Source organism: Natronobacterium haloterrestre (genome assembly GCF_900112205.1).
GTDB classification, from domain to species: Archaea; Halobacteriota; Halobacteria; order Halobacteriales; family Natrialbaceae; genus Natronobacterium; species Natronobacterium haloterrestre.
Genome location: NZ_FOKW01000007.1, coordinates 126,591 through 153,575, shown reverse-complemented (window position 1 = coordinate 153,575; position 26,985 = coordinate 126,591). Strand labels below are relative to the sequence as shown.

General features: G+C 66.8%; 29 protein-coding genes. 11 read left to right on the top strand and 18 right to left on the bottom strand.

All coding sequences use genetic code 11. The features are described from left to right. Positions 1 to 5: 5 nt before the first annotated feature. The gene (locus BM113_RS14365; RefSeq protein ID WP_089788747.1) at positions 6 to 854 is read left to right on the top strand and encodes a helix-turn-helix domain-containing protein; all 849 of its coding nucleotides are present in this window, start codon (positions 6 to 8) and stop codon (positions 852 to 854) included. A gap of 444 nt (positions 855 to 1,298) precedes the next feature. Here the strand turns inward: BM113_RS14365 and BM113_RS14360 are convergent, their stop codons facing one another. From BM113_RS14360 to BM113_RS14350, 4 genes are all read right to left on the bottom strand, one after another. Further along, complete coding sequence (locus tag BM113_RS14360; protein ID WP_089788859.1) at positions 1,299 to 2,036, bottom strand: bacteriorhodopsin; 738 nt, start codon at positions 2,034 to 2,036, stop codon at positions 1,299 to 1,301. Continuing rightward, positions 2,033 to 2,185 (bottom strand): hypothetical protein, encoded by a 153-nt coding sequence (locus tag BM113_RS22355; protein ID WP_177209179.1) that lies wholly within the window; start codon positions 2,183 to 2,185, stop codon positions 2,033 to 2,035. Before BM113_RS22355 ends, BM113_RS14360 begins: the two co-directional genes overlap by 4 nt. Positions 2,186 to 2,345: 160 nt before the next feature. Next, a complete protein-coding gene (locus tag BM113_RS14355; RefSeq protein WP_089788746.1) occupies positions 2,346 to 2,738 on the bottom strand; it encodes a hypothetical protein in 393 nt (130 codons plus the stop codon). 240 nt (positions 2,739 to 2,978) lie between these two features. Then, the gene (locus BM113_RS14350; protein WP_089788745.1) at positions 2,979 to 5,372 is read right to left on the bottom strand and encodes a methyl-accepting chemotaxis protein; all 2,394 of its coding nucleotides are present in this window, start codon (positions 5,370 to 5,372) and stop codon (positions 2,979 to 2,981) included. Positions 5,373 to 5,640: 268 nt separating this feature from the next. On the opposite strand from BM113_RS14350, the gene BM113_RS14345 reads away from it, so the two are divergent. After that, entirely contained in the window at positions 5,641 to 6,375 is a 735-nt protein-coding gene (locus BM113_RS14345) for a GNAT family N-acetyltransferase (RefSeq protein ID WP_089788744.1), read from the top strand. 108 nt (positions 6,376 to 6,483) lie between these two features. On the opposite strand, the gene BM113_RS14340 is transcribed toward BM113_RS14345, so the two are convergent. After that, on the bottom strand, positions 6,484 to 7,212 hold the full coding sequence (locus tag BM113_RS14340; protein WP_245758065.1) for a DUF8164 family protein: 729 nt from the start codon (positions 7,210 to 7,212) through the stop codon (positions 6,484 to 6,486). Positions 7,213 to 7,372: 160 nt separating this feature from the next. On the opposite strand from BM113_RS14340, the gene BM113_RS14335 reads away from it, so the two are divergent. Then, positions 7,373 to 8,551: a redox-regulated ATPase YchF gene (locus tag BM113_RS14335; RefSeq protein WP_089788742.1), complete on the top strand. Its 1,179-nt coding sequence runs from the start codon at positions 7,373 to 7,375 to the stop codon at positions 8,549 to 8,551. A gap of 52 nt (positions 8,552 to 8,603) precedes the next feature. Here BM113_RS14335 and BM113_RS14330 read toward each other — a convergent pair whose 3' ends face one another. Then, on the bottom strand, positions 8,604 to 8,831 hold the full coding sequence (locus BM113_RS14330) for an Mn2+/Fe2+ transporter (RefSeq protein ID WP_089788741.1): 228 nt from the start codon (positions 8,829 to 8,831) through the stop codon (positions 8,604 to 8,606). A 253-nt stretch (positions 8,832 to 9,084) separates the two neighbouring features. Between BM113_RS14330 and BM113_RS14325 the strand changes: the two genes are divergently transcribed. Next, complete coding sequence (locus tag BM113_RS14325; RefSeq protein ID WP_089788740.1) at positions 9,085 to 9,372, top strand: amphi-Trp domain-containing protein; 288 nt, start codon at positions 9,085 to 9,087, stop codon at positions 9,370 to 9,372. A 32-nt stretch (positions 9,373 to 9,404) separates the two neighbouring features. Here the strand turns inward: BM113_RS14325 and BM113_RS14320 are convergent, their stop codons facing one another. Then, positions 9,405 to 10,265, bottom strand: coding sequence for a UbiA family prenyltransferase (locus BM113_RS14320; RefSeq protein ID WP_089788739.1), 861 nt, complete (start codon positions 10,263 to 10,265; stop codon positions 9,405 to 9,407). Between the two features lie 81 nt (positions 10,266 to 10,346). Further along, positions 10,347 to 11,261, bottom strand: coding sequence for a beta-propeller fold lactonase family protein (locus tag BM113_RS14315; protein ID WP_089788738.1), 915 nt, complete (start codon positions 11,259 to 11,261; stop codon positions 10,347 to 10,349). A gap of 105 nt (positions 11,262 to 11,366) precedes the next feature. Between BM113_RS14315 and BM113_RS14310 the strand changes: the two genes are divergently transcribed. Together BM113_RS14310 and BM113_RS14305 are read left to right on the top strand one after the other, a co-directional pair. Next, positions 11,367 to 13,058, top strand: coding sequence for a thiamine pyrophosphate-binding protein (locus BM113_RS14310; RefSeq protein WP_089788737.1), 1,692 nt, complete (start codon positions 11,367 to 11,369; stop codon positions 13,056 to 13,058). A gap of 66 nt (positions 13,059 to 13,124) precedes the next feature. Continuing rightward, the gene (locus BM113_RS14305) at positions 13,125 to 13,292 is read left to right on the top strand and encodes a DUF7577 domain-containing protein (protein ID WP_245758064.1); all 168 of its coding nucleotides are present in this window, start codon (positions 13,125 to 13,127) and stop codon (positions 13,290 to 13,292) included. A 27-nt stretch (positions 13,293 to 13,319) separates the two neighbouring features. Here the strand turns inward: BM113_RS14305 and BM113_RS14300 are convergent, their stop codons facing one another. Beyond that, positions 13,320 to 14,777: an FAD-binding oxidoreductase gene (locus BM113_RS14300; RefSeq protein ID WP_089788735.1), complete on the bottom strand. Its 1,458-nt coding sequence runs from the start codon at positions 14,775 to 14,777 to the stop codon at positions 13,320 to 13,322. A 119-nt stretch (positions 14,778 to 14,896) separates the two neighbouring features. Between BM113_RS14300 and BM113_RS14295 the strand changes: the two genes are divergently transcribed. Beyond that, on the top strand, positions 14,897 to 15,190 hold the full coding sequence (locus BM113_RS14295) for a DUF8152 family protein (RefSeq protein ID WP_089788734.1): 294 nt from the start codon (positions 14,897 to 14,899) through the stop codon (positions 15,188 to 15,190). 31 nt (positions 15,191 to 15,221) lie between these two features. Here the strand turns inward: BM113_RS14295 and BM113_RS14290 are convergent, their stop codons facing one another. Then, positions 15,222 to 16,964 carry a Na+/H+ antiporter NhaC family protein gene (locus tag BM113_RS14290; RefSeq protein ID WP_089788733.1) on the bottom strand — a complete coding sequence of 581 codons (1,743 nt, stop codon included), beginning with the start codon at positions 16,962 to 16,964 and terminating at the stop codon, positions 15,222 to 15,224. A gap of 157 nt (positions 16,965 to 17,121) precedes the next feature. Here BM113_RS14290 and BM113_RS14285 point away from each other — a divergent pair, with 157 nt between their 5' ends. The 3 genes from BM113_RS14285 to BM113_RS14275 all read left to right on the top strand — a co-directional run bounded on the left by BM113_RS14285 (position 17,122) and on the right by BM113_RS14275 (position 19,359). Next, the gene (locus BM113_RS14285; RefSeq protein WP_245758063.1) at positions 17,122 to 18,225 is read left to right on the top strand and encodes a TIGR04024 family LLM class F420-dependent oxidoreductase; all 1,104 of its coding nucleotides are present in this window, start codon (positions 17,122 to 17,124) and stop codon (positions 18,223 to 18,225) included. A 105-nt stretch (positions 18,226 to 18,330) separates the two neighbouring features. Next, complete coding sequence (locus BM113_RS14280; RefSeq protein WP_089788732.1) at positions 18,331 to 18,750, top strand: nucleoside 2-deoxyribosyltransferase; 420 nt, start codon at positions 18,331 to 18,333, stop codon at positions 18,748 to 18,750. 51 nt (positions 18,751 to 18,801) lie between these two features. After that, positions 18,802 to 19,359, top strand: coding sequence for a type 1 glutamine amidotransferase domain-containing protein (locus BM113_RS14275; protein WP_089788731.1), 558 nt, complete (start codon positions 18,802 to 18,804; stop codon positions 19,357 to 19,359). A 3-nt stretch (positions 19,360 to 19,362) separates the two neighbouring features. Here the strand turns inward: BM113_RS14275 and BM113_RS14270 are convergent, their stop codons facing one another. Then, positions 19,363 to 19,692: a YbjQ family protein gene (locus BM113_RS14270; protein ID WP_089788730.1), complete on the bottom strand. Its 330-nt coding sequence runs from the start codon at positions 19,690 to 19,692 to the stop codon at positions 19,363 to 19,365. Between the two features lie 77 nt (positions 19,693 to 19,769). Next, entirely contained in the window at positions 19,770 to 20,891 is a 1,122-nt protein-coding gene (locus BM113_RS14265; protein ID WP_089788729.1) for a pyridoxal phosphate-dependent aminotransferase, read from the bottom strand. Between the two features lie 154 nt (positions 20,892 to 21,045). On the opposite strand from BM113_RS14265, the gene BM113_RS14260 reads away from it, so the two are divergent. Continuing rightward, on the top strand, positions 21,046 to 21,705 hold the full coding sequence (locus BM113_RS14260) for a DUF6517 family protein (protein ID WP_089788728.1): 660 nt from the start codon (positions 21,046 to 21,048) through the stop codon (positions 21,703 to 21,705). 7 nt (positions 21,706 to 21,712) lie between these two features. On the opposite strand, the gene BM113_RS14255 is transcribed toward BM113_RS14260, so the two are convergent. The 6 genes from BM113_RS14255 to BM113_RS14230 form a co-directional block, all read right to left on the bottom strand. Continuing rightward, positions 21,713 to 21,943, bottom strand: coding sequence for a hypothetical protein (locus BM113_RS14255; protein WP_089788727.1), 231 nt, complete (start codon positions 21,941 to 21,943; stop codon positions 21,713 to 21,715). A 107-nt stretch (positions 21,944 to 22,050) separates the two neighbouring features. Next, complete coding sequence (locus BM113_RS14250) at positions 22,051 to 22,362, bottom strand: ferredoxin family protein (RefSeq protein ID WP_089788726.1); 312 nt, start codon at positions 22,360 to 22,362, stop codon at positions 22,051 to 22,053. A gap of 1 nt (position 22,363) precedes the next feature. Then, positions 22,364 to 23,719 carry an FAD-dependent oxidoreductase gene (locus BM113_RS14245; protein WP_089788725.1) on the bottom strand — a complete coding sequence of 452 codons (1,356 nt, stop codon included), beginning with the start codon at positions 23,717 to 23,719 and terminating at the stop codon, positions 22,364 to 22,366. Then, positions 23,716 to 24,777 (bottom strand): electron transfer flavoprotein subunit alpha/FixB family protein, encoded by a 1,062-nt coding sequence (locus BM113_RS14240; protein WP_089788724.1) that lies wholly within the window; start codon positions 24,775 to 24,777, stop codon positions 23,716 to 23,718. The genes BM113_RS14245 and BM113_RS14240 overlap by 4 nt, the downstream gene beginning before the upstream one ends. Beyond that, positions 24,774 to 25,550: an electron transfer flavoprotein subunit beta/FixA family protein gene (locus tag BM113_RS14235; protein WP_089788723.1), complete on the bottom strand. Its 777-nt coding sequence runs from the start codon at positions 25,548 to 25,550 to the stop codon at positions 24,774 to 24,776. The genes BM113_RS14240 and BM113_RS14235 overlap by 4 nt, the downstream gene beginning before the upstream one ends. 140 nt (positions 25,551 to 25,690) lie before the next feature. Further along, entirely contained in the window at positions 25,691 to 26,818 is a 1,128-nt protein-coding gene (locus BM113_RS14230; protein ID WP_089788722.1) for an iron-sulfur cluster assembly protein, read from the bottom strand. Positions 26,819 to 26,985 lie beyond the last annotated feature (167 nt).

The following is a 26,985-nucleotide window of genomic DNA, read 5'->3' as shown; positions in this document are numbered from 1 at the left end:
TCGTGATGACCACGGTCGTCGAACTCGAGATTCCGGCTGATCGGCTCGGATTCGCACGAACGTTCGACCGCGTGTCGACGTTCGAGTTTCGGATCGGCGGACTGATCGGCGACTCGGCACCGCTGGTCCGAGTGGCCGGACCCGATCGGCACACCCTCGACGACGCGCTCGAGGCCGACCCGTCGGTCGAGGTGATCGCGAGCGTGGCGGACCGTGCAAACGTCGGCGGCCAGGACCCGGACGGAAACGTGGCCGCCAGCGACGCGGAATCGGATTCGGCGAAGTCGAACGCGAACGCGACGGTCGATGCCACTACGTCGGGGGCCAACGTCGGGACCGCCGCGGCGAGTCGGACTCCCGGGGAGCGTGGACAGGCCGCCCCGTCGAACGCGGAGTCGGGTTCCGATCGAGGGCAGTGGCTGTACCGCCTCGACTTCCGGGACGGTCTCAAACTGTTCCAGCAGATCGTCGCCGAGAACGACGGCGCAATCCTCGCTGCCCACGGCCGCGACGGACGGTGGTCGCTGCAGTTGCTCTATCACGATCGGGAGTCGGTCTCGGCCAGTCACGATCTGTTCGGGCAGTACGACTTCCGCGTCGAAGTGACCCGTATCAGCACCCCCGAGGACCTCGAGCGCGAGCGGACGGCGCTGACGGACACCCAGTACGAGACGATCGTGACGGCCCACGAACTGGGCTACTTCGATGTCCCCCGGAGGATCACCCTCGAGGAGTTGGCGGCCGAACTCGACGTCTCCCACCAGGCGCTCTCGGAGCGGCTTCGCCGGAGCCACGCCGCGCTCATCAGCGCGGAGCTCTCGGAGCGGCTGTCGCCGGCGGGGATCGACCCCTGAGCGGGGTGTCCGTTCGCCGTCGTTGTCGCTCGTTCGAGTACTATCCTTCCGTCCTTTTGCTGTCCCGTCGGAAACCCGTCCGATCACGCGTTTCGGCAGCGATCTCGCCCCACCACAGCCAGTTTTACCAAAACGCTTCCAGAAGTGCAGTTCTATGAATCGTTCGTCCAATTATATGCGCACAACAGGTGTAGTTGCGGCAACGAATAGATTTATTGTTGGACATAACATTGGTGGCCATGTCGGCGCGACGCCGACTCCCCGACGCATCGAACCCGAACAAACGCTGTGAGTGCCGGTGGAACACTCGTGCTCGAGCAGCGCCGTGGCTACCCGTGGCTGTGTGGCCGCCGCGCTGCCTTCTTTGACCGATTACGATCCCAGAGCGGTTCGACCGTCCCGACCAGAAGACGTCGAACGTACCAGCGACCGCTGTCGTCGCCGTCAGTCCGCGGGATTCGCGTCGTGATCGAGGTCCCCGCTCGAAACGTCACGTGGGGCGTCGGTCCCGGCGGCCGTCGCCTCGAGCGCGCCGACGTGGCGCAGGACGATACCGCCCAGACCCGCGAGCAGGACGACGTCGATGTAGGTCGCCGCGACCTGCCCGACGAACATATCGACCAGCGCCAGGTTCTGTTCGGAGACGATCGCGACCGTCACCAGCCCGGCCCAGCCGAGGACGGTCAGGTACTTGAGCTTCGAGAAGAGGAGGAACCGTTCGCCGGTCGTTTCCCCCGCTCGCCGCGTGAACGGGACGAAAAGCAGGTAGACGACGAGCGCGAGCGCAGCGAGCATGCTTACCGAAACGAGCAGTTCCGCGGTACCGCCGACGACCCAGGAGACGAGCGTCGCCCACTGGACCCACAGGATAGCCGCGAGCAGTATCGCCGCAGTCCGGCGTCCGGCTCCGGCGACGGCTGCGAGCAGGTAGGCAAACGCCGTCCACGTCCCGGTGTAACCGAGAAACCGTGCAGCGGATTGCTCTCGCCCCGTCGTCTGGACGGTGAGAACCCCTGCCGACATGAGGAAGTACGCGACGGCCATGCTCGCGGTCCCCACCACGACCGCCAACCCGTACCGTCGGACGGCCGACGGGAGCCGCGCCGTCCAGACGGCAAACAGGAGCGCAAGGGCGCCCAGCGCACTCCCCGAGAGGACGTAGACCGTCGATTCCGGAATCACGGCGTCCACCCTCCGTCGGTCGCCTCGCTCGAGCGCAGTGCGTCGATCGTTGCGGTTCCGGTCGCAGTCCCGGCCCGGATTTCGATCCCGGTCTTGCTCCGGGTTTCCCCACCCACCAGTATCGCGAGCGCCGAGGTGTTCGCGGCCATAGTGTCACGCGGACACATTACATTCACCAATATGAAATTTCGGGACGGTTGAAACGTATGCCGCTATCCAGTCGACCCGAGAAAGGCACCGGGAGCCGACGGACGGAGCCGGCGAGACGGGGTCGAAGAGCGGATCCACCTGCGAATTTCCCGGCGACCGTCAGTCAGCGCGGGAAGAGGATGCTACGGCGGTCCTCCGGTTCTCGAGGGCTCGATGAGCGTAGAAGGCGACGGAGAAGTCCTGCGGACTGGGAAGCGAACAGGCGAGCCAGCCGATCGCTGCCGCCGTCGCCAGCGGGGACGCGAGCCACCCGTCGCCGACGAACCCGGCCACGAACACCGGCGCGGAGAGCAGCGCCGGGGCGAGCGCGGCACAGCGCAGGAGCCAGGCAGGGTCTCGGTCCGTCGGATTCGGACGGACGACGGCCCAGGGACAACTCGCGAGCAACCCCAGAGGACCGGACTCGTGCCCGGGGAAGAACGACACGTCGTAGTCTATCCCCCCGAGTCGAAGCACCGCGGCGTGGGCCCACTCGTGGACGATCAGTCCCATCGCTACCGTTCCCAGGAGCACGCAACCCGCCACCAGAGGAACCGTTCCGATCATGTCTCGCGCGAGATCCGCCCGCCGGTTCGTCGATCGGGGGCAACTCCACGCAGTTGCTCTCTGAGCACGGCGTCCCGAAGTCTCACAGGCTTCATCGGTTCGAGTATTAAGTCGGGCCGGATCGCTCGTGGCGACCCACCGGGACGCTCGATCGGTGGTCTGTTTGCGGGAAGGACTGAACGCCGGTTAGTCGTCCGAGACGACGGGGTCGACATCGTCCTTCGACGCCTCGTCCGAATTCCCGTCCGTCTCGAAGCGGGAGACGAGCGTCCGTAACTCGTCTGCACGTCCCGACAGCGACTCCGAACCGGTCGCGATCCGTTCGACCGCGCTCGTCTGTTCCTCCGCGGCAGCCGAGACGTTCGCTGCCTCTTTCGCGGTCCGATCGCTGACCGACGTGACGTCGTCGACCATCGTCGTGACTTCCTGTGCGGACGCCGCCTGGTCGTCGGTCGCCTCGTTGATCGACTGAATACCCGCGTTGGCATCCGCGACCTGCTCGACCATCTCCTCGAGCGCCGAGACCGTCTCGTCGATCGTCTCGCGGCCGTGTTCGACCTCCGACTGCATCTCGAACATGTCTTCGGCCACCGACGACGTCGAGTCCTCGACCGCTTCGATCAGTCGCTCGACCTCGTCGGTCGCCTCGGCGGTCTCCTCGGCCAGCGACTTGACCTCGTCCGCGACGACGGCGAACCCGTCCCCGTCCCCGTCCCCGTCGTCGGTCGCCGCCGCGGCCTCGATCGAGGCGTTGATCGCGAGGAGGTTCGTCTGTTCGGCGATGTCGTCGATCAGCGCGACGACCTCCTCGATGCGCTCGACTTCCGCCTGGAGCGTCTCCATCTCCCCGACGGTATCCTCCGTCTTCGATTCGATCGCCGCCATCGACTCCCTCGCCTCGCGTGCGGTTCGCTGGCCCTCCCGTCCGACCGCCGCGGCCTGTTCCGATTGGTCGGCTACGTTCGCCGACGAGGACGCGATCTCCTCGACCGTCGCCGAGAGATCGCTCATCTCCGAGGCCGCCGTCGTCAACTTCTCGTTCTGGCGTTCGGCTCCGGCCGAGATTTCTTCGATGCTCTCGGCGACCTCCGCACTCGAGGCCCGGACCTCCTCCGTCGAGGCCGTTACCTCGGAACTCTTCTCGTCGACGCGCTGTGCGACTGTCTGGATCCGAACGACCATCCCCTCGAGGTCCTCGAGCATCCGGTTGAGCGACTCGCCGATCTCGGTCATGGCCCGGCTCTCGCTTTCGGTGTCGAGCCGTCGAGTCAGGTCGCCGTCCGCCGCCGCGTCGATCGTCTCGCTGTACGCCGTCGCCTTCTCCTCCAAGTGCTCGCTGAGCGCTTCCGCCTCGGCTTTGGCCCGCTGTGCGTCGGCCTGTGCCTCCTCCGCTGCGGCCTTGGCCTCCCGGGCGCGTTCGCGTTCGGCCTCGGCCTCCGCCGCCCGCTGTTCGACCTCGTCGAGTTGCTCCTTGAGCGTGTCCCGAATGCGGGCGAACAGGGCCGCCAACTGCCCGAACTCGTCGGTTCTGGAGCGGTCGATACTGACCTCGAGGTTCCCCTCCTCGATCTCTTCGGCGTACCCGGTCATCGTTCCGAGCGACTCGTTGATGTCGCGCGAGATGAGCACGCCGACGACTCCGAAGCCGACGATCGAGACCGCGATCAGGACCAGGATACTTCGCGAGACGTCGCCGACGGTCCCGAAGACTTCGCTCTCCGGCGCGACGACGGTGACCGCCCACGGTTTCTGCTGGATCGGGACCGTCGTGACGACGACCTGGTCGTCGTCGACGAGTTCGTGGTCGATCGTCGCGGCGTCCGTCCGTGATTCCCTGACGTTCTCCTGGAGGTGTGGGAGTTCCTCGAGGAGGAAGTAGTCCTCGAGGATCGCGTCGGAGTCGCCGGCGAGCGCGACCTCGCCGGTCCGCGTCGAGACGACGTCGATCTTGGCGCCGTCGACGGGCGGCGTCAGTAACCGGCCCTGTTTCGTCAGGTCGACCGTGACGACGACCGCGTGGTCCTCCTGGCCGACGACTGGACTGACGAACCCCATTCGCTTCTCGCCGTTCGTCTCGTACGGTTCGAAGGACCGCACGTCGCCCGGCCCGTCGAACGCGGACCCGTCGACCGCCCACGGACGGTCGCCGCGGACCTCCTGGCCGTCCTGTACGGGGTGGGAGCTAACGGTGATCGTCCCCGTCTCCATGTCGTAGTAGTGGATCGATCGAACGCTGTTGGGCAGGATATCGAGGTTCGTTTGCAACTCCCCTCTGATCCGTTCCCTGTCGCCCTCGACGAGCGCTTCGCTCTCGGAGATGCGGACGGCGTCGGCGTTCCGATCGACGATGAACTCCTCGATACCGTTCGCTTCGCGTTCGGCGGACGTCAACAGTGTCTCCGTCGAATCCGACTCGACGCTCGCTTGCACCGTGGTGAGCGTGACGTATCCCACGCCGAGGAGAACGATCGACAGAACGAGTATCGCGGCACCGATCTTGAAGAAATATCGGGACCGCAGACGATCGTACACCTCCCGAAACGGAGACGTACCCGACCCGTCGTCCTCTCTGTTTCTCATACTGCCCCATCAGATAGATGTCGATTAAACGTACTGGCCAAATGTGATCGAAACTGGGTTTGGACGGCACCTCTCGTATATCCGGTAACTTCCGGGCTCGCTACCGTCTTCTCCCGGCGGACCGGGTCGGACGACTGCTCCACACGGGACCGGCCGCTTTCGACAGCGAGGACGACGGTTCGGTTGCGTCGACCGTCCGCGAGGAGAAGGGGCGTCCGGGCCGCGTCCCGAGCGAAGGATTAAGTAATGTGGTCTGGTATAACATGCCATGGAAATCGGCGAATCGCTCGAATTCGGGCACGAGGACCGGAAACGCATCTACGAGTACGTCGAGCGACACGGGGCCGCCGACCCGGACGAGACCCGGGACCACCTGGGCATCGATCCGAGCGGATTCCGCCACCACATCGCGATCCTCAAACGGGACGGCCGACTCGAGGAGGAAGACGGCAAACTCCGGGTCACGATCGACGCCGGGGCCGAAGAGGAGTACGTCTCCGAGGACCTCGAGTTCCACATCCGGCCGGCGCGCCAGGAGGACCTCTCGGGGATCGTCGGCGCGATCCGTCAGGTCGCCGAGGAGCGGACCTACATCGTCGCCGAGAGCGTCGCCGACGAGATCGACCACGAGGAGGCGCTGCTGCGACAGAACGAACTCGAGTCCCGGATGTTCTTCGTGGCGACGGTCGAGGAGGAGGTAGTCGGCTGGGTCCACCTCTACGCGCCGGAACTGGACAAGTTGAGCCACACCGCGGAACTCACCGTCGGCGTCCTCGAAGGGTATCGCGGCCACGGAATCGGCTCGCACCTGCTCTCGCGGGGCCTCGAGTGGGCAGGCACCAACGGGTACGAGAAGGTCTACCAGAGCGTGCCCTCGACTAACGAGGAGGCGATCGCGTTCCTCGAGGCCCACGACTGGGAGACCGAGGCCGTGCGGGAGGACCACTACAAGCTCGACGGCCACTACGTCGACGAGGTGATGATGGCGGTCGAACTCCGGTAACGTCGTTCCGACCTCGACGGTCTCGAGCGGTTCCGGCCAGCCGCCGAGCCACGACGTTCGTCCTCGAGTCCCACCTTTTCCCGCACGACGGTCGACTTCTCCCGACTGCTACGTGACCGCGATCCACGACAGCGCGACCACGGTCACGAACGCGAGCGTCGCGACGCCGCGCGTGAGCCAGGGTTCCCACCGCTCGCGCCAGTCGTTGATGTGGACGGAGGGCGCGTTCTTGACCTGCTTGACGCCGTCCTCGGAGTGATAGGTGAACACGATCGGCAGCGAGTACTCGCCCGGCGGTGCGCCCGCTCGAGTGTTGAGTTCGAAGATGTACGCCGGGTTCGCGTCCGCGTTCCCGTCGAGGGTCTTCCCTTCGAGAGCGTAGTCGCTCCTTCCGTCTGAGCCCTCGCGGAAGACGACGGGATGGACGTAATCGCCCTGGGAGGGGGTCTCGGAATCGATTCGCGCTTCCGTGGGGCCGTCGCGTCCCTCTCGAGCATCGGACGCCGCCGTCGCGTTCCGGCGAACGACGCCGGGATCCTCCAGGTCGATTACCTCCTCGTGGCCGTGAAAGACGCTGAGTTCGTTCTCCTCGACGCGATCGATCCCCGAGACGAAGACCCCGATCTCGATCCGTTCGCCGGGGTCGATCCGCGTCTGCCTGAGAAACACGTCGAGTTCGCTCTCCTCGAGCGTCCCCTCCCCCGAGACGAAGATGCTGATCTCGATCCGGCCGTCCGTGTCGAACGACGAGCCCTCGAGAAACGGCTCGATCGAGAGATCGTCGGACCCGGGCCCGGCGTCGGCCCGGCCGACCGCACCAGCGGACTCTCCTCCCATAAACGTCCGTGTATCCCGGGCCTGGAAGTTCAGCGCTTCGGCCGATCGAGCGATTCGTCGCCGTTCCCCGGGCCCGGGTACCCGGATCGGTCGGGAACCGGCCGAGACCACCCCTTCCCGAATCGAAAGACAATTTGAGACGACGACGCTACCCCTTCCCATGCTTTCGATCGCGCTTGCCGGAAAGCCAAACGCCGGCAAGTCCACGTTCTACACCGCGGCGACGATGGCCGACGTGGACGTCGCCAACTACCCGTTCACGACCATCGACGCCAACCGGGGGGTGAGCTACGTCCGCACGGAGTGTCCCTGCCTCGAGCGCGACGAGCGCTGTAACGCCGACGACTGCGAGGACGGCAAGCGCTACGTCCCGATCGAGTTGCTCGACGTCGCGGGGCTGGTGCCGGGGGCTCACGAGGGGAAGGGCCTCGGCAACCAGTTCCTCGACGAACTGACGAACGCCGACGTGATCGTCAACGTCGTCGACGCCTCCGGCGGCACGAACGAGAAGGGCGAACCCGTCGATATCGGCGACCACGACCCGCTCGAGGACATCGACTTCATCGAGGAGGAGATGGACCTCTGGCTGGCGGGCATCGTCGATCGCAACTGGGAATCGGTCGAGCGCAAGTCCCGCTCGCCCGACTTCGACATCGACGACGCCCTGGCGGACATGCTCTCGGGCTTCGGTGCCTCGCCGAAGGGGATCGCGACCGTTCTGCGGGAACTCGACTATCCCGAGGACCCGATCCAGTGGGAGGACGAGCACCGGGAGGAACTCGCGCGACTGGTCCGGGAGCGAACCAAGCCGATCGTCGTCGCGGCCAACAAGATCGACGTCGCCCCCGAGGAGAACGTCGAACGACTGCTCGAACTCGACAAACCCGTGATCCCGACCACCGCGGAGGGCGAACTCGCCTTGCGCCGTGCGGCCGACAACGACCTGGTCGACTACGACCCCGGCGACGAGACCCTCGAGATCGGCGATGGCGTCAGCGACGCCCAGCGCGAGGCGCTCGAGGATCTCGCGGACACGATGGCCGAGTGGGACGGGACCGGCGTCCAGTCGGCGCTTGACTACGCCGTCTACGACCTGCTCGATCACATCACGGCCTACCCCGTCGAGGACGCCTCGAAGTGGTCCGACGGGAGCGGGAATATTCTCCCCGACGCCCACCTGCTTCCGGCGGGGTCGACGCCCGTCGACCTGGCCTACGCCGTCCACTCCGACATCGGCGACGGCTACCTCCACGCGGTCGACGCCAAGTCGAACCGAGAGGTAGGCGAGGACTACGAACTCGAGGAGGGCGACGTGATCAAGATCGTAAGCACCAACTGATTTATTATATTTATATAATATTTCCGGGCGCAACAAGGACTGTGTTGAGCGATTAAGATTCGTGCCCGAGTTCCTTCACGCTGTTAGCGATGTCGTAGAGAAGATAGACCGCAGCAAGTCCAATTCCGATCCAAATCCACGTTGCTACAGTTCCAAGGCTGTCTGTCACTTCGATAAAGCCCCATACTCCAATGAACGTTGAACCGAGAATAGCTGCAGTCACGACTAAGGCATTTTTTATAGCCGGATTAGAACGGGGACCGTCCTGTCGTTTGTCCATACCGTTGGCTCTCTACTGAGGAGTTATTTTTCTTACTGGATTATTTTGAGGCCCGCTTATACGTTGTGTACACTGTGTGGACTCAGTATCAGTAATCAAGATCGTGAGCACGAACTGACGGGTTCACACGGACCGGTTCTCATCACCGCATCTGACGTTCCTGTTTCGGGGAAATTCTTGTCGTAGAGACGTTCAGAATCCTGTTTAGGCGTTAGGAAGACGATTTATTCCGAAAATCGTTGAGGCCACGCCCATGGTGGAAACCGTCTCCGCCGAACAGGTCAGTCCCGAGGAGGTCGCCGAAAAACTGCGCACCATCGCCGACGAACTCGAGGACGGCGACGAGGCGACGGTGCGTGCTGGAAACAAGACGGTCGATCTCCGGCCGTCTGACTCGATCGCGTACGAGGTAAGCGTCCGCGAGCGATCCTCGATCCTGCGAGGGCAGCGCGAAGCGGTAACGCTGAAGCTAGGGTGGCGACCGCCGGGGGCGACGGAAGAGGCCGCCCCGGACGCGGGAGCGGAGGTTGAAGGAGAGTAGGAAGCCTACCCTACCCCGGACCCCTACCCGGTTCACGCGGTACCGACCAGCGGCTCGAACCACACCGCCGCAACCAGGATCGCCAGGAAGACGTACGCCCCCCGGATCAGCAGCATCGTCGCGAGGTCCGGTTCGGCGCGCCTGGCAACGGCGGCCACCGCGGCGAACGCCAGCGCGGCCAGGGCCGACGACGGGGGGAAGACACGGGCGACGGCAAACGCGACGACGGCGAGCAAGGCGGTCGCCATCAGCCCGTAGGCGACGTCGTAGGCCCGCGTCGGCCCGACGGTCACGGCGACCGTGCGCTTCTCGATCGACCGATCGTAGTCGTAGTCCTGGGCGTCGTCGATCACCTTGACCCCGGACAGGAGCACGAGGAAGACGACCGCGAACCCGATCGGGACCGCGGCGAACGCCTCGGCCTGGACGTAGAACCCCCCGAGCAGGGAAAGCGAGATGCCGAGTGGATATCCCGTGGTGGCCGTCAGCGGGTTCGTGTCCAGTTGTGGCGCGTGGTGGTAGGCGATCAGCCACGTCGGCACGGTCAGCGCGACCGCGACGAGGTCGACCGCGACGCCCAGGAAGACGACACACGCCGCGAACACCGTCGTGGAGAGTGCGAGGCCGACCCGACAGCCGCGTTCCGTCAGTGGGTGGTCGTCGTCCTCGCCGCGAACGTGGAAGTCGACGTAGCCGTCCTTGACGTGGGCCGTATACACCGCCGCGAACATCGCAACGACGTGGACCGCGGCGAGGGAGGGCACGACGTCTCGAGCGAGGATCGCACCGAACAGGGACGCGGCGAGCGGCGGCAACATGAAGACGGGATGGACCTGCGACCAGAACGCGTGGGTCGTCGTCCGGACGCCGGTCCCACGTCGCGAGAGCGCCATGCCTCGAGGGACAACGAACTGACGTATAATTCCGTGGGTGGATAGACAGGTGCTCGCCGGTCGAGCAGCCGTCGACTCCCCTTACCGCTCGAGGTAGGCGATCCCGTCCGGGTGGAGTTCCGTCCCGTAGCGCTCGGTCTCGGTCCAGGTCTCGCAGTCGATCACCGACACGTCGTTGGTCTTGTTGTTCGCGACGAACGCGCACTCGCCGTCCGGATCGAAGACGGTCCCGCCGGGCCAGATACCGACCGGGATCCGGGCGATCTCCCACGGCTGTCGCTCACCGTCGCGGCGATGTCGGGTGTCGATCAGCGAGACGTCGTTCGATTCCCGGTTCGGGACGAGGACGTGTCGCCCGTCCGGCGAACTCACGACGCGGATCGGGGTCTCGCCGAGCAGCGCGCGGCCGGTTTTCTCGAACGTGTCGGGGTCGAGCACGGAGAGCATCCCGTCTTCCTGGTTGGCGACGAGCAGTCCAGCCTCCGGGTGGACCTCGATCCCTTCGGGTTCCTCGCCGACCTCGGGGTCCGCGAGGATCCGCCGCTCCTCGCAGTCGATGGCGGTTACGTTCCCGCTGCCGATGTTGGCGACGAACGCCCGCCCCTCGTCGGGGGTCAGCGCCACCATGTGGGACTTGGCCTGGTGGGTCGGGAAGTCCGTCAGGATCTCGTCGGTTTCGACGTCGATCACGTAGACGCGGCTGCTGCCGGTCGAGGCGAGCCACAACTCGCCGGCCCGCTCCCGGATCGCCAGCCCGTGGGGGAAGTCGAACCCCTCGTGAGTCAGTTCGGCGGTGCGCTCCCAGGTCTCCGTGTCGAACGCGAGCAGCGTCTCGCCGAGCGAGCAGGTGACGTAGGCCTTCGTCCCGTTCGGCGTCACGGCGATCTCGTGAGGGTTGAACTCGGTCTCGACGACGGTCTCGGTGTCGCCGGTCTCGGCGTCGATCACCGACATCGTGTCCGAGTCCTTGTTGAGGACGAGCAATCGGTCGTGCATGCGTGACTCGTCGCGACGGACCCACGTAATGACTGGAAAAGCGGAAAGGAAGACGACCCCGCTGGAACACACAGATTGATGTGTTATCGAAGGACACGATAGAGCATGACGGGCAGCTACACCGGTGCGGATCTCGTCAGCGACGCGCTCGAGTCCTACGGCGTCGACTACGTCTTCGGGAATCCGGGGACGACGGAACTGCCGGTCGTGGACGCGATCAGCCGCGGCGACCTCGAGTACGTCCTGGGACTGCACGAGGACGTGGCGGTCGGGATGGCCGCGGGGTACGCCCAGACGCGGCGATACCACTCCCGCGACGACGGATCGATCACGTCGGTCGGCGTCGCCAACCTCCACATCGCGCCGGGCGTCGCCCACGGGCTCGGTAACCTCTACGCCGCGAAGATGGCGGGCGCGCCGCTGGTCGTCACGGCGGGCAACCACAGCACCGACTTCCGCCACGAGGAGCCGATCCTCTCGGGCGACCTGCGCGAGTTGACGGACCAGTTCTGCAAGTGGTCCGACGAGGTGCTGGACGTGGCGGCGCTGCCGACGATGCTCCGGCGGGCGTTCCGGGTCGCGCTGACGCCGCCGACCGGCCCGGTCTTCCTCGGACTCCCGCTGGACGTCATGCTCGCCGAGACCGACGCCGAACCGGAGCGGCTCGGGCCGATCCCCTCGGCCGGCCGGGGCGATCCCGCGGCCCTCGAGCGCGCGGCGGAGTTGCTCGTCGAGGCCGACGACCCCGTGCTGGTCGTCGGCGATCACGTCGCTCGCTCGAGCGAGGACGGCGTCGACGCGGCGGTCGCCCTCGCGGAAGCCTCGGGGGCGCGGGTACACGCCGAAATTCTGGCGAGCGAGGTCGACTTCCCGACGGCCCACGAGCAGTGGGTCTCGCATCTCCCGCCCGACGAGGACCTCGCGTCGACGCTGCTGGACGCCGACACGATCGTCTTCGCCGGCTGTTCGACGAATACGACGCTGACCCGGCACGAGGACCCGCTGGTCGACCCGGGAACGACCTGCATCCACGTCGGGGACGACGGCTGGCAACTCGGCAAGAACGAGCCGGCCGACGCGGCCGTCCTCGGTGACCCCGGGCTCGCCCTGCGGGAGCTCGCGGACCGCGTTCGCGAGCGGATCGACGACGCGACCGTCGCCGAACGCCTCGAGCACGTCGCCGCCGTCAAGGAGATGGTCGAGGCCCAGATGGCAGCGCTGGGCGAGGACGAGGCCCCCGACGATCCGCGGGCCTCGAAGGCGCAACTGGCCGACGCGATGGAACGGGTCGCCGGCGACGCCTTCGTCGTCGACGAGGCCGTCACCTCGAAGTACGCCCTGTTGACCCGATGGGAGTTCGAATCCGAGCAGTACGTCTCGAACAAGGGCGGCGGGCTGGGGTACGGGCTACCGGCTGCCGTCGGCGCGGCGCTGGCCGAGTCCCAGCGGGACGAACCCCGGGACGTGCTCGGGTTCATCGGGGACGGCTCGTACCTCTACTACCCCCACGCGATCTACAGCGCGGCGCGGTACGACCTCGATCTGACTGTCGTCGTCTCGGACAACCGCAACTACCGCATCCTGAAGGACAACACGCTAGATCTGCTGGGCGGCGAGGAAGACGACTACGAGTTCGTCGGGATGGACTTCGAGCCGGCGGTCGACATCGCCCGGAACGCGGAGAGCCACGGCGCGACCGCTCGGCGCGTGGAGACGCCCGACGAGATCGAGGGCGCGCTCGAGGCGGCGCTGGCCCGCGACGGACCGGACGTGCTCGACGTGCTGGTCCACGATTAGGCCGCAAGCGCCGTGCTTGCATAGGTTGGCCGGAACGATATCCCCGAACCCGCCGAACGTCCGGTGATGAGTCCCAGTACCGACTCCTCGCGGATCGTCAGTTGTCGGCGATGTCGGACCGAAAACGAGGTATTCTACACCTACTGTCGGAACTGCCTCGAGACGCTGCCCAACGAGGCGTACACGAGCAGGGATCGGAGTCCACGCCGGCGCGGGAAACGACAGGATCGGTAGTAGGTCGCCCGAACCCCGTTTCGACCGTTATTCCTCGGGGTCGAACTCGAGCGTTCCGGACGCCGTTCCGTCCTCGCGAACCCGTTCGCCGTCCGCGGTTTCGGGGAATATCTTCCCCGGGTTGAGCGTATCCGTCGGATCGAGCGCGCGCTTGACTGCCCGCATCGTCTCCACCGCGCCCGCGCCGTGCTCGGCTTCGAGGAACTCCCGTTTCCCCTGGCCGATACCGTGTTCGCCGGTGACGGTGCCGCCCAGTTCGAGGGCGCGTTCGATGATCGTCTCGTAGACGCGTTTCCCGCGTTCGACCGCCGCGGGATCGTCGGGATCGACGAGGATGCTGTAGTGGAGGTTGCCGTCCCCCGCGTGGCCGAAACAGGGGATCCGAACGTCGTGTTCCGCCGCGAGTTCCTTCGCCTCGCGGACGATCGTCGGATACGCGCTGATCGGAACCGTCACGTCGCCGGGATGCTGGGGCTCGAGGTCCGGGTCGTAACTCGGGATGGCGTAGGAGAGTTCCCGCCGCGCCCGCCAGAGTTCGTCCATCTCGGCGTCGTCGTCGCTCATCTCGAACCGGACGACGTCGTGGTCCTCGAAGATAGTCTCACAGAGGTCGATCTCCTCGTCGACACCGTGGTTGGCGTGGAACTCGAGGAAGACCATCGGCGCGTCGGGCAGGTCGGTGCCCAGGTAGTCGTTGGCCGCGCGGGCACAGAGGGCGTCGACGAGTTCGATCCGGGCGACGTCGACGTCGGTCCGCACGGCGTCGAAAACCGCCTCGGTCGCGTCCTCGAGGGTGTCGAAGATGGCCCGGCCGCCGCGGATCTGTCGGGGGCGGCCGGCCAGTTCGAGCGTCGCCTCGGTGACGACTGCAAGCGTCCCCTCGCTGCCGATCAGCAGGTCGGTCAGGTTGTAGCCGCTCGAGGTCTTGACCGCCCGCGAACCCGTCTGTACGACGGTCCCGTCCGCGAGGACGGCCTCCAGGCCGAGCACCCAGTCGGCGACCTCCCCGTACTTGACCGTCTTCATCCCGCTGGCGTCGGTCGCGATCATGCCGCCGACCGTCGAGATGTCGCCCGAGGACGGCAGCGGCGGGAAGAAGAGCCCGTCGGGACCGACGTAGTCGTCGACGTCCGACCCGAGCATCCCCGGCCCGACGTCGATCTGGAAGTCGTCCGGCCGGTAGTCGACCACCTCGTTCATCCGCGTGAGATCGAGACTGATCCCGCCGTAGGCCGGCACGGCGTGGCCCTCGAGTGCGGTCCCCGCCGCGTACGGCGTGACGGGGACGCCCCGGTCGGTCGCGGCGGCCAGGACGGTCGCGACGTCGTCGGTCGACTCCGGCCAGACGACCGCGTCGGGGACGACGCCCTCGCCTTTCCGGTCGGCCCCCCAGTCCGCGGCGTGGCCCTCCCGTGCCGACTCGCCGAAGGAGAACTGATCGTCCGCGAGGGACAGGTCCTCGAGGAACGAGCAGTCGTGTGTCATAGTACCGCATTATCCGGGGCGGATATGAAGGTTTTCACCCGCTCGCGGGCGAACGACGGGGCGGATCAGCGGGAGGAAGGAGCGAAACCGTCACGTCCGCTCCCCGCGTAGCAGCGAGCGTGACCGACTCGAACGCGGAGGATCCGGTCGCCGACCTGGCCCGGCACCTCGAGGCGACCGGCGAACTGCCGCTCGAGCGATCCGCGAGCCGCGTGCTCGGCGAGGCCGAAGCGGTGGCCAGCGACGCGGCGGCGGGGGATCTCGACGCGGAGACGGTCCGCGAGCGGGTCCGGACCGTCCGGGACCTGCTCGGGGAACTCGACGAGATCGAACACGACGAGGCCCGGGCCCACGTCGATGCGGCGCTCGAGCGGTGTGCGGACGTCCTCGAGGAGAACGGATCGGCGGCGTGAGCGGCCGGAAAATCGACCGTAGACCGATAGCCTATCCACCCAGCGTCGCGAACGCGAACAGCAGCACGAAGTAGCCCCCGACGACGAACAGCGCGGCCACGGCGACCGGATCGAACACGCTGTAGTCGCCGTTCCCGTCCACCGAGCGACGGTCCGGTTCGCGGTCCGGGGCCCCGTTCTCGAGTTCCTCCCGGGTGGGCATCACTTCGGGCAGGTTCTTCCGCCGGGCGTCGAACTTGTTGAGCGCGACGACCAGCGCGGCCGTGAGGACGAACGCCAGCGGCAGGGCGATGTAGGGCTGTCGGAGGCCGACGGCGTACAGCAGCAGGACGACGGCGGTCACGCCCGCCGCGGTCATCGCCAGCGGGATCTGCGTGTTCACGTGGTCGATGTGGTCGGCCCCCGCGAAGATCGAGGACATGACCGTCGTATCGCTGATCGGCGAACAGTGGTCGCCCCAGATCGCGCCGCCCAGCAGGACGCCGATCAACACCGGCAGGATCCCGACGCCGGCGAGTTCGTAACCCAGCGGGATGGCGATCGGGGTCAGGATCCCCATCGTCCCCCAGGACGTCCCGGTCGTGAACGCGATGAACATCGCCGCGACGAAGATGATAAGCGGCAGCAGGGAGCCGGGGACGCCGCCCCCGACCATCAGGTCGACGATGTAGTCGGCGGTGCCGACCTGCTCCGCAGCGTGGCCGATCGACCACGCCAGGATGATGATCGCCGCGGCGATCATCATCGTCTTGAAGCCGTTGATGATGGTCTCGCTCGCCTCCTCGAGGTCCATCGTCCCGTACGCGAGCGAGCCGGCCATTCCGGTGACCATGAACGCGAAGGCGGCGTACAGCAGCCCGAGCGCGACGTCGGTCTCCTGGAACGCCGTCGCGACGTCGACGTCGGCCCTGTACCCTTCGCCGAGCCACCACAGCGAGACCAGCCCGACGACGAGCAGGGCGACGATCGGGAGGAAGAAGTTCATCAGCTTGGGGTTCTCCCGGCTCGGTTCGCCGACGTCGGTCGTGATGTCGGAAAGCGGCGTCGCGTCCTCGCGCATCGTCTTCCCCTCGGTCCGGGCGCGCCACTCGGCGTCGAGCATCGGCCCGTAGAACCGCTGGGTGATCGCGATGAACCCGACCATGAAAAACGCCAGGAAGCAGTAGATGTTCCACGGAATGCTCTGGAGGAACAGCCCGAACGCCGTCACGTCGAGGCTCTCCATCGTCACGTCCAGCGACTCGAAGCCGACGATGATCATCGACACCTGGAACCCGATCCAGTTCGACACCGGCCCGAACGTCGTCACGGGCGAGGTCGTCGAGTCGAGGACGTAGGAGTGCATCTCGCGGGAGGTGTCGTTCGCCTCGGAGAGTTCCCGCGTCGCGTTGCCCGTGACGATCGTACTCGTGTAGGAGTCGAAGAAGATGAAGATCCCGATCAGCCACGTCAACAGTTGGGAGTCCCGCGCCGTCCGGATCCGGTGGCCGATCCAGTTCTCGAGCGCGATGATCCCGCCGGACTTGTAGATGAACGCCGCGCCGGCCCCCATGAACATGATCAAGACGAGAAACCGGGCGTTAAACGGCGTCATGATCATCTCGACGATCCACTCGGTCGAGAGCGCCGTCGCTTCGATGGGGTTCCAGCCCGCCACCATCAGCGCGCCGATCCATACGCCTGCGAACAACGACACCACCGTCTGTCTCGTGTACATGGCGAACGCGATGGCCACGAGCGGCGGTGCGAGTGCCAGTGCCCCGAATTCGGACATACCGCCACCGTGAATAGCGACTAGTGTAAAGTTTGGGGTGACGGTTCGATTTACACAAATTATCGAAGTCGATATCGGGATAGAGAGGATACTTTTCAGGTATTCGGACCGGTCCGAGACCGGCCGGTCGCGACCTGCGACGCCCCATTTTATGTGAATGGCTCACGCGCTCGAGGGTGATGGCACGACCAGGACGAGCGGACCGCCGCTCGAGGCTGCGGCGGGTAAGACCAGGGAGGGATCGACCGTGACCGCGACCACGACGTTCGAACTCGACCTGCTGGTGGCACTGAACGACTACGAACGCCCCCAGGACGTCGCCGAACGCGCGGTCGAGGCCGAAGAACTCGGTTTCGACCGGATCACGACCGGCGAGACGACGGGCTGGAACGTCGTCCCGCCCCTGACGCTGGCGGCGGACCGGACCGAGCGGCTGGGGATTTCGAACGACGTCGTCTCGCCGTACGGGCGCTCGCCGGCGATGCTCGCCCAGACGGCGCTGACGCTACAGGACGCCGCCGACGGCCGCTTCCGGCTCGGCATCGGTCCGAGTTCGCCCGCCATCACGGAACGCTGGCACGGCCGGGAGTTCGACCGCCCGCTCCGGCGGACCCGGGAGACGATCGAAGTGATCCGGGCCGTCTACGAGGAGGGAACCCCGGCCTACGACGGCGAGATCTTCCAGATTTCGGGGCTGGACTACGAGCGCGGCGTTCCGGAGTCGCCCCCGCCGATCGATCTCGCCACGCTCGGCCCGAAGGCCACCGAGATGGCCGGCCGGTTCGGCGACGGCTGGGCACCACAGCTGTTCACGAAAGGGGGCCTCGAGGAGCGACTCGAGGATCTCCGTCGGGGTGCCGACCTCGCCGGGAAGGACCTCGCGGACCTGCGCGTTGCGCCGATCGTCCGCGGGATCGCCAGCGAGGACCGGGAGGCAGCACGCCGGAAGGCGCGCAAGACGATCGCGTTCATGATCGGGGCCTACGGCCCCTACTACGGCAACTCGGTGGCCGAACAGGGGTATCCGGACGTCGTGGAGGAGGTCCGCGCGGCCTGGAAGGACCGCGACACCGACGCGATGGCCGCGGCGCTCCCCGACGACGTGCTCGACGAGTTAGCGCCCGCAGGCACCCCCGAGGAGGTCCGCGAGTGGGTCGCGGAGTACGGCGCGATCGAGGGGGTGGACGCGGTCCGAATCGGGTTCGTCGACGGGACGACCGAGGAGGAGAAGCGAACGACGATGGAGGCGGTCGTAGCGTAGAGTAGCGTAGAGTAGCGTAGAGTAGCGTAGAGTAGCGTAGAACTCGAGCGACGACGGCGCCCCGATCAGCAACGTTGATACCCCGCCGGTCGGAACCGCGCCGACATGGACATCTACTTCGGCGGCTCGATCCGCGGCGGGCGGTCCGACGTCGATCTGTACGCGGCCATCATCGACGTGCTCGAGGACCACGGCACGGTCCTGACAGAACACGTCGGCACGGAAAACGTCGAGGAGAAGGAAGCCGAGGTGGGGCTCACGGACGCCGACATCTACGAACAGGACCTCACCTGGCTCCGGCGAGCCGACGTCGTGGTCGCGGAGGTAACCACCCCCAGCCTCGGCGTCGGCTACGAACTCGGCCGCGCGGTCGCCTGGGAGAAGCCGGTCTGCTGTCTGTACCGCCCCGACGGGGACCACGACCTCTCCGCGATGGTCCGTGGCAACGGCGACGTCGAGGTCATCGAGTACGAGACGGTCGCCGACGTCGAGGCCGACCTCGAGGAGTTCCTGCGCGGTCGGTAGGCTGCACGCGCAAGTCCAACCCTTGCCCGTTCGTCGCTCCTCCGTGGCGTAATGAGCGACACCGATGCTGTACTCGAGGGCGTAACGGTCGGGATCTTCCTCGCCGAGGAAGGGACCGAAGAGATCGAGTTCACGGAACCGAAGGAGACGGTCTCTGAGGCGGGTGCAACGGTCGACGTACTCGGCTCGGAGGCGGGAGACGGGCGGACGGTCAACGGCGACCTCGAGTGGAGCGGGAGCTACGGGATCGAGAAACCGTTCGCGGACGTCTCCGCGGACGACTACGACGCCCTGATCATTCCCGGCGGAACCGTCGGCGCGGACACGCTCCGGACCGACGATGACGCGGTCGACCTCCTCCGGGCACACCTCGAGGGCGGCGATCCAGCGGCGGTGATCTGTCACGGCCCCTGGACGCTGATCGAAGCCGGCGTCGTCGACGGGCGGACGCTGACAGCCTACCACAGCCTGCGAACCGACGTCCGCAACGCGGGCGGGGAGTGGGTCGACGAGGCGGTCGTCGTCGACGACGGCCTCGTCACCAGCCGGAACCCGGACGACCTCGAGGCGTTCTGTGAGACGCTCCTCGAGGAGTTCGCGCCAGCGTAACCGTTACTCGCGACGGGTCGTCACCGCGGTCCCCGAGAGGTTGACCCACAGCATGCCCTCGGCCATCTCCTCGTAGTCGAACGACGCGCCGACGACGGCGTCGGCTCCGAGGTCGGCCGCCTCCGCGCGGATGTCGGAGATCGCTTCCTCGCGGCCGACGGCGATTTTCTTCTCGTAGGAGCCGCTTCGGCCGCCGACGATGTCGCGAATGCCGGCGGCGATATCGCTGACCACGTTCGCGCCGATGATCGCCTCGCCGGAGACGACGCCGCGGTACTCGACGATCTCCCGTCCTTCGAGGCTATCGGTCGTCGTGATGGTGATGTCGCTCATGCAGGTCGCAGTAGGACGGGTAGGAACATAAACGTGTTACTCGAATTACTGTTCCAGATGGGAACGAAGGGGGACCGTCACCGGACCGCTCGGGTCGCGTCGTCGATGATCTCGAGTGCTTCCTTCAGTTCCTCCATTCCGGTCGCATAGGAGAGTCGCGCGTACCCTTCGCCGTTCGCGCCGAAGGCGTCACCCGGCACGACGACCACGTCCCGCTCGAGCACCGCGTCGCACCAGCCCTCGGGGACCTTCGGCATGACGTAGAAGGCACCCTCCGGCGTCGGCACCTCGAGGCCGGCGTCCTCGAGGCCGTCGAGTACGACGTCCCGGCGCTCCTCGAAGGCGTCGACCATCTCCTCGACGGGCTCCTGCGGTCCCGTGAGCGCGGCTTCGGCGGCGAACTGGGCTGGCGCGGACGCACAGGCCTGGCCGTACTGGTGAACCCGCAGCATCCGTTCGATGCGGCGATTCGAGGCAGTGACCCACCCGAGCCGCCAGCCGGTCATCGAGTACGTCTTCGAGCAGGCGCTGACGACGACCACGTTGTCCGTCTCGGCGAACTCCATCGGCGAGCGGTGTTCGCCCTCGAAGACGATGCGTTCGTAGACCTCGTCGGAGAGACAGAGGACGTCGTGTTCGTCGGCGATGCGGGCGAACTCGCGCATGTCCGCCTCGCTCTGGACGGCACCGGTCGGGTTCGCAGGGCTGTTGACCACGAAGGCGGCCGTCTCGTCGGTGATCGCCTCCTCGACCGTCGCGGGATCGAGGGTGAGATCGTCCCGCAGCGCCACGGGTTTCGGCGTGCCGCCAGCGATCTTCGTCAGCGCGTCGTAGGAGACGAACCCCGGGTCGGGGAAGATGACTTCCTGGCCCGGGTCGACGTGGGCCTCGAGCGCGAGGTGCAGCGCCTCGCTGCCGCCGGAGGTGGCGATGACGTGGTCGGGGTCGACCTCGAGCCCGTAATCCCGATCGTACTTGGTCGCGATGGCCTCCCGGAGCTCCCGGGTCCCCTTGTTGGAGGTGTAGGCGTCGGCCTCCCCGGCCTCGATGGCCTCGACCGCCGCCTGGCGGGCGTGTTCGGGTGTTGGAAAGTCCGGCTGGCCGATCCCGAGGTTGATCGCGTCCTCGCTTGCGGCCTCGAACACTTCGCGAATCCCGCTGATCGACACCTGCTCGACCCGGTCGGAGAATGTGGTCATGCCTAAACAGGTGCGGGCAACCCCGATAACTTTTGATGCTCCCCGAACGCGAGCCGGAACTCCTGTCGTTGTGCTATCAGAAGGCCTGATACTCTTGTCTCCGAGATCACAGGAGCCGTAAGGAATATGCACCCGCTGGCGTACAACTGAGGTGATGACTACCTCTCGTCGATCACTACTGGCGGCGGGCGCGACCGGGACCCTCGCGCTGACCGCCGGCTGTCTGGATTTCGCACTCGGCAACGCTCCCCTCGAGTTCACGGCCGAACGCGCCGCCCCGAGTGCGGCCGCGCTCGAGGAGACCGGCTACACGGAGGACGACGTCGACGAACAGTCCTTCGAGGAGACCGTCGAGGTCGGCGGCCTCGAACGCGAGGTGCAGGCCTCGATCTGGGCGTCGGTCTACACGAAAGACCGCGAGTTCGACGGGCAGTCCCACGAGGCGAGCGTCTTCGCTGCCGTCTCGATCCCCGCCATGGAACGGTTCGGCTACTCGTTCAACCCCCTCGACGGCCTCTCGAACGGAGAACTGCTCGACGAGTTCCTCTCGCAACTCGAGACCGACGGCAACCAGCTCGAGGACCTCTCCCACGAGGAGACGTTCCAGTTGCCGATCCTCGGCGAGGGGCGGGACGTCGACGTGTTCGTCGGCGAAACGGAGTTCCAGGGTCGGACGGTCGACGTCGACGTCGTGATTACCTCGTTCGCCCACGAGGGCGACCTGCTCGTGTTGCTCGGGAGCTACCCCGAGCCGTTCTCCGACGAGTCGGCGAACGTCGAAGTGCTGATGGAGTCGATGGACCACCCGGTCTGAACCGTTCTCATTCGGGCGTTTCGACGATACGCGTTTTTCCGGTTCGCGGGTCGATGTGGACCCGCCAGGAACTGTCCTCGCTGGTCGCCGGCACGATCCACGTAGAGCGGGTCCGACGGGGCATCGACGTCACGACGGCATCACAGCCGGCGTCGCTGAGCGCGTCGTAGGCCGTGACCGCGGCGTCTTCTTTGGTCGCGATAGCGGGTGTGTCGTCGGCGGAAAGTCGGTCGGTCATGGAGATCACCCTCTATACGTACGCTTGTGTTTCTCACTCAAGAAACGTCCTTGCCGTTCCCGAGGATTGGGAACCGTCTGGACGAGTTCAGCCGTCGGAGGCGGCCGTCAGCCGTGTTTGTACGTCATCCCGGCGCCGCGCTCGGGGTAGGTCCACACCACGTTGTCGTAGGTGCAGGCGAACCGACAGCTCGAGCACTCGAGGCAGTTCTCGTAGGCGATGTGGGGGACACCGTCGTCGCCTTCGCGCCAGACGTTCGCCGGGCAGACGCGGACGCAGTCGTTGGTCTCACACTCCGCACAGACGTCCGTGACTTTCACGTCGAGGTGCGAGTCGCCGGGGTCGTCGTACTTGACAGTGTAGAGGCGATCCTCCATCGAGTCGTTGTCGAGGTCGGGGGTCTGGGGTTGGACGCTCATCTTATGTCACCACCTTTCGGTACCGCAGGGCGAGTTTCGCCGCGCCGGTCCAGCCGCCGACGGCATCCAGGACGGCGCGTTTCGCGTTCTTGGCGTGCGATTCCTTCGGCGTGCGATCGATCCGGAAGTACTCCGTGCCGGCGTCGGCGAACGCACGCGGCAGGTCCTCGAACAGCAGGTCGCGGTCCTCCTCGACCGCGTCCATCATCCACTTGTAGTGTTCCAGGTTCTGGACGACGAACGACTCCTCGAGGGCCTCGGGGTAGACCTGCAGGGCCTCGGCCCCGACGCGCCCGTTCTCGGCCGCGCGTGCGATGGCGTTGCCGGCGTGATAGCCGCTCTCGACGGCCATGTTGGTCCCCTCGAGGTGGACGCCGTTGTTGAGCACCAGACCGGCGGCGTCGCCGACGATCGCTGCACCGTCGTGGACGAGGTCGGGGATGCTGTCGGCACCGCCTTCGGGGATGGTCTTGGCGCTGTACTCGACGGTCCGTGCGTTCCGTACCAGCGGCGCGACTGCCGGATGGGATTTGAACGCGTTCAGCGTCTCCTCCGGCGACTGGTCGTGGGTCGCGGCGTCCTCGATCCGGTAGGCGACGCCGACGCTTACCGTGTCGTCGTTGGTGTAGATGAACCCGCCGCCGAAGGCGTCGCCGACGGCCCCTTCCCCGAAGTAATGGTAGGAGACGCCGGCGTCGTCGGTCAGCCGGAACCGGTCCTCGATGACGCCGTCGCGTTCGGGGAACTCGAGGACCTCCTTGACCCCGACGGCGACGTTCTCGCGGGTCTCGGTAGCCTTAAGGTTCGCCCCCTCGCTGACCAGGGAGTTGCCCCCCTCCGCGAGCACGACGTAGGGCGCGCGGATGGTGCCGTCGGGACGGTCGGTCTCGACGCCGGCGATGCGGCCGTCCTCGCGGAGCAGCCCCGTCACCGTCGTCGAGGTCAGCAGGGTCGCCCCCTCCTCGACGGCCTGCTCGGCGAACCACTCGTCGAACTCACCCCGCAGGACGGTGTAGGAGTCGTTGTGCGGTTCCTCGTGCCACTCGCCGGGGCGCAGCGAAAACGCCGTCTCGTCGTTCTCGGTCAGCATGCTGAACCGGCGCTCGGCGACGTACCGTTCGACCGGCGCGTTCTCGAAGTCCGTCAACTCGCGGATCGTCGGCGTGTAGAGGACGCCCCCGAAGACGTTCTTGGCTCCCGGCGAGGAGCCGCGTTCGATCATCAGTACCTCGAGTCCGCGGTTCGCCATCGTCAGGGCGGCGGCGCTCCCGGCGAGGCCCGCCCCGACGACGATGGCGTCGAACTCGTCGTCGTAGTTCGGATCGGCTACGGTGTCGCTTTCCAGTTCTGGACTCATTGTACCACCTCCTGTGGCTCGGTCACGCCCTCGAGTTCCTCGGCGAGATCCGGACAGGCGTCGAAGAGGTCGGCCACGATGCCGTAGTCGGCGTGCTCGAAGATCGGCGCGTTCGGGTCGTTGTTGATCGCCACGACCGTCTCGCTCTTGTTCATCCCCTCGAGGTGCTGGACCGCGCCGCTGATCCCGACCGCGACGTACAGTTCGGGGCGGACCGTCTTGCCGGTCTGGCCGACCTGTCGCGCGCCGTCGACCCAGCCCTCGTCGACCGCGGCGCGACTCGCCGCGATCTCGGCGTCCAGCGCGTCGGCCAGCTGACGGGCCGGCTCGAGGTCGCCGTCGATACCGTGCCCGACGGCGACGATCCGGTCGGCTTCCGTGATGTCGGCCGTGTCGCCGACCTCCCGTTCGAGCACCTCGCTGACGCAGTCGTCGTCCTCGACGACGACGTCGACCTCGACGATCTCGCCGTCGGCCTCCCCGTCCGGATCGGCGGCCTCGAAGACGCCGGGCCGGATCGTCGCCATCTGCGGCCGGTGTTCCTCACAGAGGATCGTCGCGAGGACGTTCCCGCCGAATGCGGGTCGACGCGCCTCGAGCAGGCCGTCCTCGTCGACGCCGAGTTCGGTGACGTCGGCGGTCAGGCCCGCGTGGGCCGGCACCGCGACACGGCCGGCGAAGTCCCGGCCGGTGTGGGTGCCGCCGATGAGGACGATCGACGGCTTGCGCTCCTCGACTATCGCGCGGAACTGGTCGCCGTACGGGTCGGCCCGGTAGGGTTCGAACACCGGGTCGTCGGCGACGAGCACGCGGTCCGCGCCGCGCTCGAGGGCCTGCTCGGCGACGTCGTCTAACCCCTCGCCGATCGCCAGCGCGACCAGGTCGTCGCCGAGTTCGTCGGCCAGGGTCCGCGCCTCCGCGAGCAGTTCCCAGGAGACGGACATGACCTCGCCGTCGTGTTCCTCGATGAACACCCAGACGTCGTCGTACTCGTCGACGTCGACGACGCCGTTCTCGTGTTCTTCGCTCTCGCCTTCGCCTTCGCCTTCGTCGCTCATGCTACCACCTCCTCGATCGACTCGGCGAGGTCGTCGACGTCGTCGACCACCTCGCTCTTGCGCTCGACCGGATCGACGGTCTCCATGCCGCCGACGGAGGTCGGCGAGACCTCGAGGCCGACCTCGTCTTTGATCTCGAGATCCTCGGCGTCCCAGACCGTCGGCTCGAAGTCGTTTTCGCCGTAGATCTTGCGGTGCAGCGGCGCGGGCCGGGGCTCGAACTCGCCGTACGCGGCCGCGACGACTACCGGGAGATCCGCGGCGACGACCTCGTGGCCGCCCTCGACGTCCCGGCGGGCGACGAGCCGGTTCTCGTCGGGACGGGCGTCGACGGCCTCCGCGTAGGTGAGTTGTGCCCAGTCGTTGTGGGCCGCGATCCCCGGCGGCACCTGCCCCGTCGAGGAGTCGGTCGTCTCCTCGCCACAGACGACGACGTCCGCGTCGAGGGCCTCGGCGGTCCGGGCCAGCGTGAGGCTCGTCGGCCAGGTGTCGCTGCCACCGAACGCCCGATCGGAGACCAACACGGCGTCGTCACAGCCCATCGCGACGGCCTCCTCGAGGACGCTCGTGGCGTTCGGCGGCCCCATGCTCATCGCGATCACCTCGCCGCCGGCCTGATCGCGGATCCTGAAGGCGGCCTCGAGCGCCTCACGGTCCGGCCCGTTCATGACGGCGGGCGCACTCGCCCGGTCGAGCCGGCCCGTATCGGGGTCGATACCGACCTCGTCGGCGTCGGGAACCTGTTTGACCCCGACGGCTATCGTCCATGACATGGTATCACTACACCCGAGCCTTTGCGGGAGAAGGAGATACTTTATAATGGCATTTCCAATCGTCCGGGAACTACCTTCACCGTTCCACATCTTTATATCGTTCTCGTCGCCGGGACGGTCCGGCCGAGAACGCCGGTCGATCACGCCGTCTGGCGGCTCGCGGCGTGGCGGCGGTTGATCCGACCGACGAGATCCGCCACGGCGGTCGCCACCGCTCGAGCGGACCGGTTCTCGGACTCGTCCGCCAGGGGACGCTCCGCCGACGGGGGCAGTCGATCGTCCGACGTCGATCCCTCGCGGTCCCCGTCGTCTTCCGGAGCGGCCCCGGGCGTGAGCGTGCCGAGGTACGGACAGCCGAGATCTTCCTCGACGTCGGCGATGGTGTGGAACCGGTCACGGTCCCGGCCGCAGTCCGGTCCGTACGCCGGGGTGGGACCGGCACCGACCTGTCTCCGTTCCTCGAGGGCACGCGGAGGACCGCCGTCGTCGGCAGTCCCGATCGTGCCGATCACCGGGGTCGCCGAGTCGAGTTCCCGGGCGGCCGTCCGAACCGGCCCGAGACCCTCGTCGACGGGCCCGACGGCGATCGTTCCCTCGATCGGCGTCTCGTTCACTGCGACCTCGGGTAGGGCATCGATCGACGACGGCAGCACGACGAGCAGATAATCGATCGGCCCCCACTCGGCGCGCTCGAGCACGTGCGGGACGAGAAACTCCAGGACAGCGTCGGTCGCGGGCACCGCGCCCGGGTCGGGGACCAGCGATCCGAGTCTCACCACCGGCACCCCGCGGGCCTCGGGCGGGACGAACGGGTCGTCGGAGACGTCGGGGGGTTCGACGCCGTCGAGCCAGCTCTCGACGGTCGGTTCGGGACGCAGGTCGAAGACGCCGACGCTGGCCCCGAGCCGTTCCAGTTCCATTGTCAGCGTCCCGACCGCCGGCCCTGGAGCGGCCCCGGGGACCGTCGTGCCGACCGCGACCGCGTTCCGGACCCCGGGGAGGGCATCGCTCCGATCGGTGTCGGCGTACAGCCGGGGTGTAAGTCCCATCCCTCGGCACAGCGCTCGGATCTCGTCGCACATCTCCCACTCGGCGGGCGACAGCGGCGCGTTGAAGGCAAGCGAGACGAGCGCGTCGTCGCCCTCGACGGTCAGGTCTGTGACGAGGCCCAGCGAGACGATGTCGTCGTCGAGGATGGGGTCCTCGACCGCCCGCAGGCGCTCGCGTAACTGCTCTCGAGTTCGTGGATCCGCTGGAGGTCGTGTCATGGTGTCCCGGACGGAGGTTGCCCGTGCGTTATTTTCCGGGACGGGCGATCCAAAACGGCCGTCGCGATTCCCGGCCGATGAAATAGCGCATGGACACGTTCAGGTCGTCCCTCACGGATCAAGAACGATCCGCCTCTTATACTCGGTCGTCTCACGGATTCACGAGT

Coding starts and splice junctions, on each gene's coding strand:
- BM113_RS14365 (WP_089788747.1), top strand. CDS start 6: ATGACCACGGTCGTCGAACTCGAGATTCCGGCTGATCGGCTCGGATTC.
- BM113_RS22355 (WP_177209179.1), bottom strand. CDS start 2,185: ATGGCCGCGAACACCTCGGCGCTCGCGATACTGGTGGGTGGGGAAACC.
- BM113_RS14355 (WP_089788746.1), bottom strand. CDS start 2,738: ATGGGACTGATCGTCCACGAGTGGGCCCACGCCGCGGTGCTTCGACTC.
- BM113_RS14350 (WP_089788745.1), bottom strand. CDS start 5,372: ATGAGAAACAGAGAGGACGACGGGTCGGGTACGTCTCCGTTTCGGGAG.
- BM113_RS14345 (WP_089788744.1), top strand. CDS start 5,641: ATGGAAATCGGCGAATCGCTCGAATTCGGGCACGAGGACCGGAAACGC.
- BM113_RS14340 (WP_245758065.1), bottom strand. CDS start 7,212: ATGGGAGGAGAGTCCGCTGGTGCGGTCGGCCGGGCCGACGCCGGGCCC.
- BM113_RS14335 (WP_089788742.1), top strand. CDS start 7,373: ATGCTTTCGATCGCGCTTGCCGGAAAGCCAAACGCCGGCAAGTCCACG.
- BM113_RS14330 (WP_089788741.1), bottom strand. CDS start 8,831: ATGGACAAACGACAGGACGGTCCCCGTTCTAATCCGGCTATAAAAAAT.
- BM113_RS14325 (WP_089788740.1), top strand. CDS start 9,085: ATGGTGGAAACCGTCTCCGCCGAACAGGTCAGTCCCGAGGAGGTCGCC.
- BM113_RS14320 (WP_089788739.1), bottom strand. CDS start 10,265: ATGGCGCTCTCGCGACGTGGGACCGGCGTCCGGACGACGACCCACGCG.
- BM113_RS14315 (WP_089788738.1), bottom strand. CDS start 11,261: ATGCACGACCGATTGCTCGTCCTCAACAAGGACTCGGACACGATGTCG.
- BM113_RS14310 (WP_089788737.1), top strand. CDS start 11,367: ATGACGGGCAGCTACACCGGTGCGGATCTCGTCAGCGACGCGCTCGAG.
- BM113_RS14305 (WP_245758064.1), top strand. CDS start 13,125: ATGAGTCCCAGTACCGACTCCTCGCGGATCGTCAGTTGTCGGCGATGT.
- BM113_RS14300 (WP_089788735.1), bottom strand. CDS start 14,777: ATGACACACGACTGCTCGTTCCTCGAGGACCTGTCCCTCGCGGACGAT.
- BM113_RS14290 (WP_089788733.1), bottom strand. CDS start 16,964: ATGTCCGAATTCGGGGCACTGGCACTCGCACCGCCGCTCGTGGCCATC.
- BM113_RS14285 (WP_245758063.1), top strand. CDS start 17,122: ATGGCTCACGCGCTCGAGGGTGATGGCACGACCAGGACGAGCGGACCG.
- BM113_RS14280 (WP_089788732.1), top strand. CDS start 18,331: ATGGACATCTACTTCGGCGGCTCGATCCGCGGCGGGCGGTCCGACGTC.
- BM113_RS14275 (WP_089788731.1), top strand. CDS start 18,802: ATGAGCGACACCGATGCTGTACTCGAGGGCGTAACGGTCGGGATCTTC.
- BM113_RS14270 (WP_089788730.1), bottom strand. CDS start 19,692: ATGAGCGACATCACCATCACGACGACCGATAGCCTCGAAGGACGGGAG.
- BM113_RS14265 (WP_089788729.1), bottom strand. CDS start 20,891: ATGACCACATTCTCCGACCGGGTCGAGCAGGTGTCGATCAGCGGGATT.
- BM113_RS14260 (WP_089788728.1), top strand. CDS start 21,046: ATGACTACCTCTCGTCGATCACTACTGGCGGCGGGCGCGACCGGGACC.
- BM113_RS14255 (WP_089788727.1), bottom strand. CDS start 21,943: ATGACCGACCGACTTTCCGCCGACGACACACCCGCTATCGCGACCAAA.
- BM113_RS14250 (WP_089788726.1), bottom strand. CDS start 22,362: ATGAGCGTCCAACCCCAGACCCCCGACCTCGACAACGACTCGATGGAG.
- BM113_RS14245 (WP_089788725.1), bottom strand. CDS start 23,719: ATGAGTCCAGAACTGGAAAGCGACACCGTAGCCGATCCGAACTACGAC.
- BM113_RS14240 (WP_089788724.1), bottom strand. CDS start 24,777: ATGAGCGACGAAGGCGAAGGCGAAGGCGAGAGCGAAGAACACGAGAAC.
- BM113_RS14235 (WP_089788723.1), bottom strand. CDS start 25,550: ATGTCATGGACGATAGCCGTCGGGGTCAAACAGGTTCCCGACGCCGAC.
- BM113_RS14230 (WP_089788722.1), bottom strand. CDS start 26,818: ATGACACGACCTCCAGCGGATCCACGAACTCGAGAGCAGTTACGCGAG.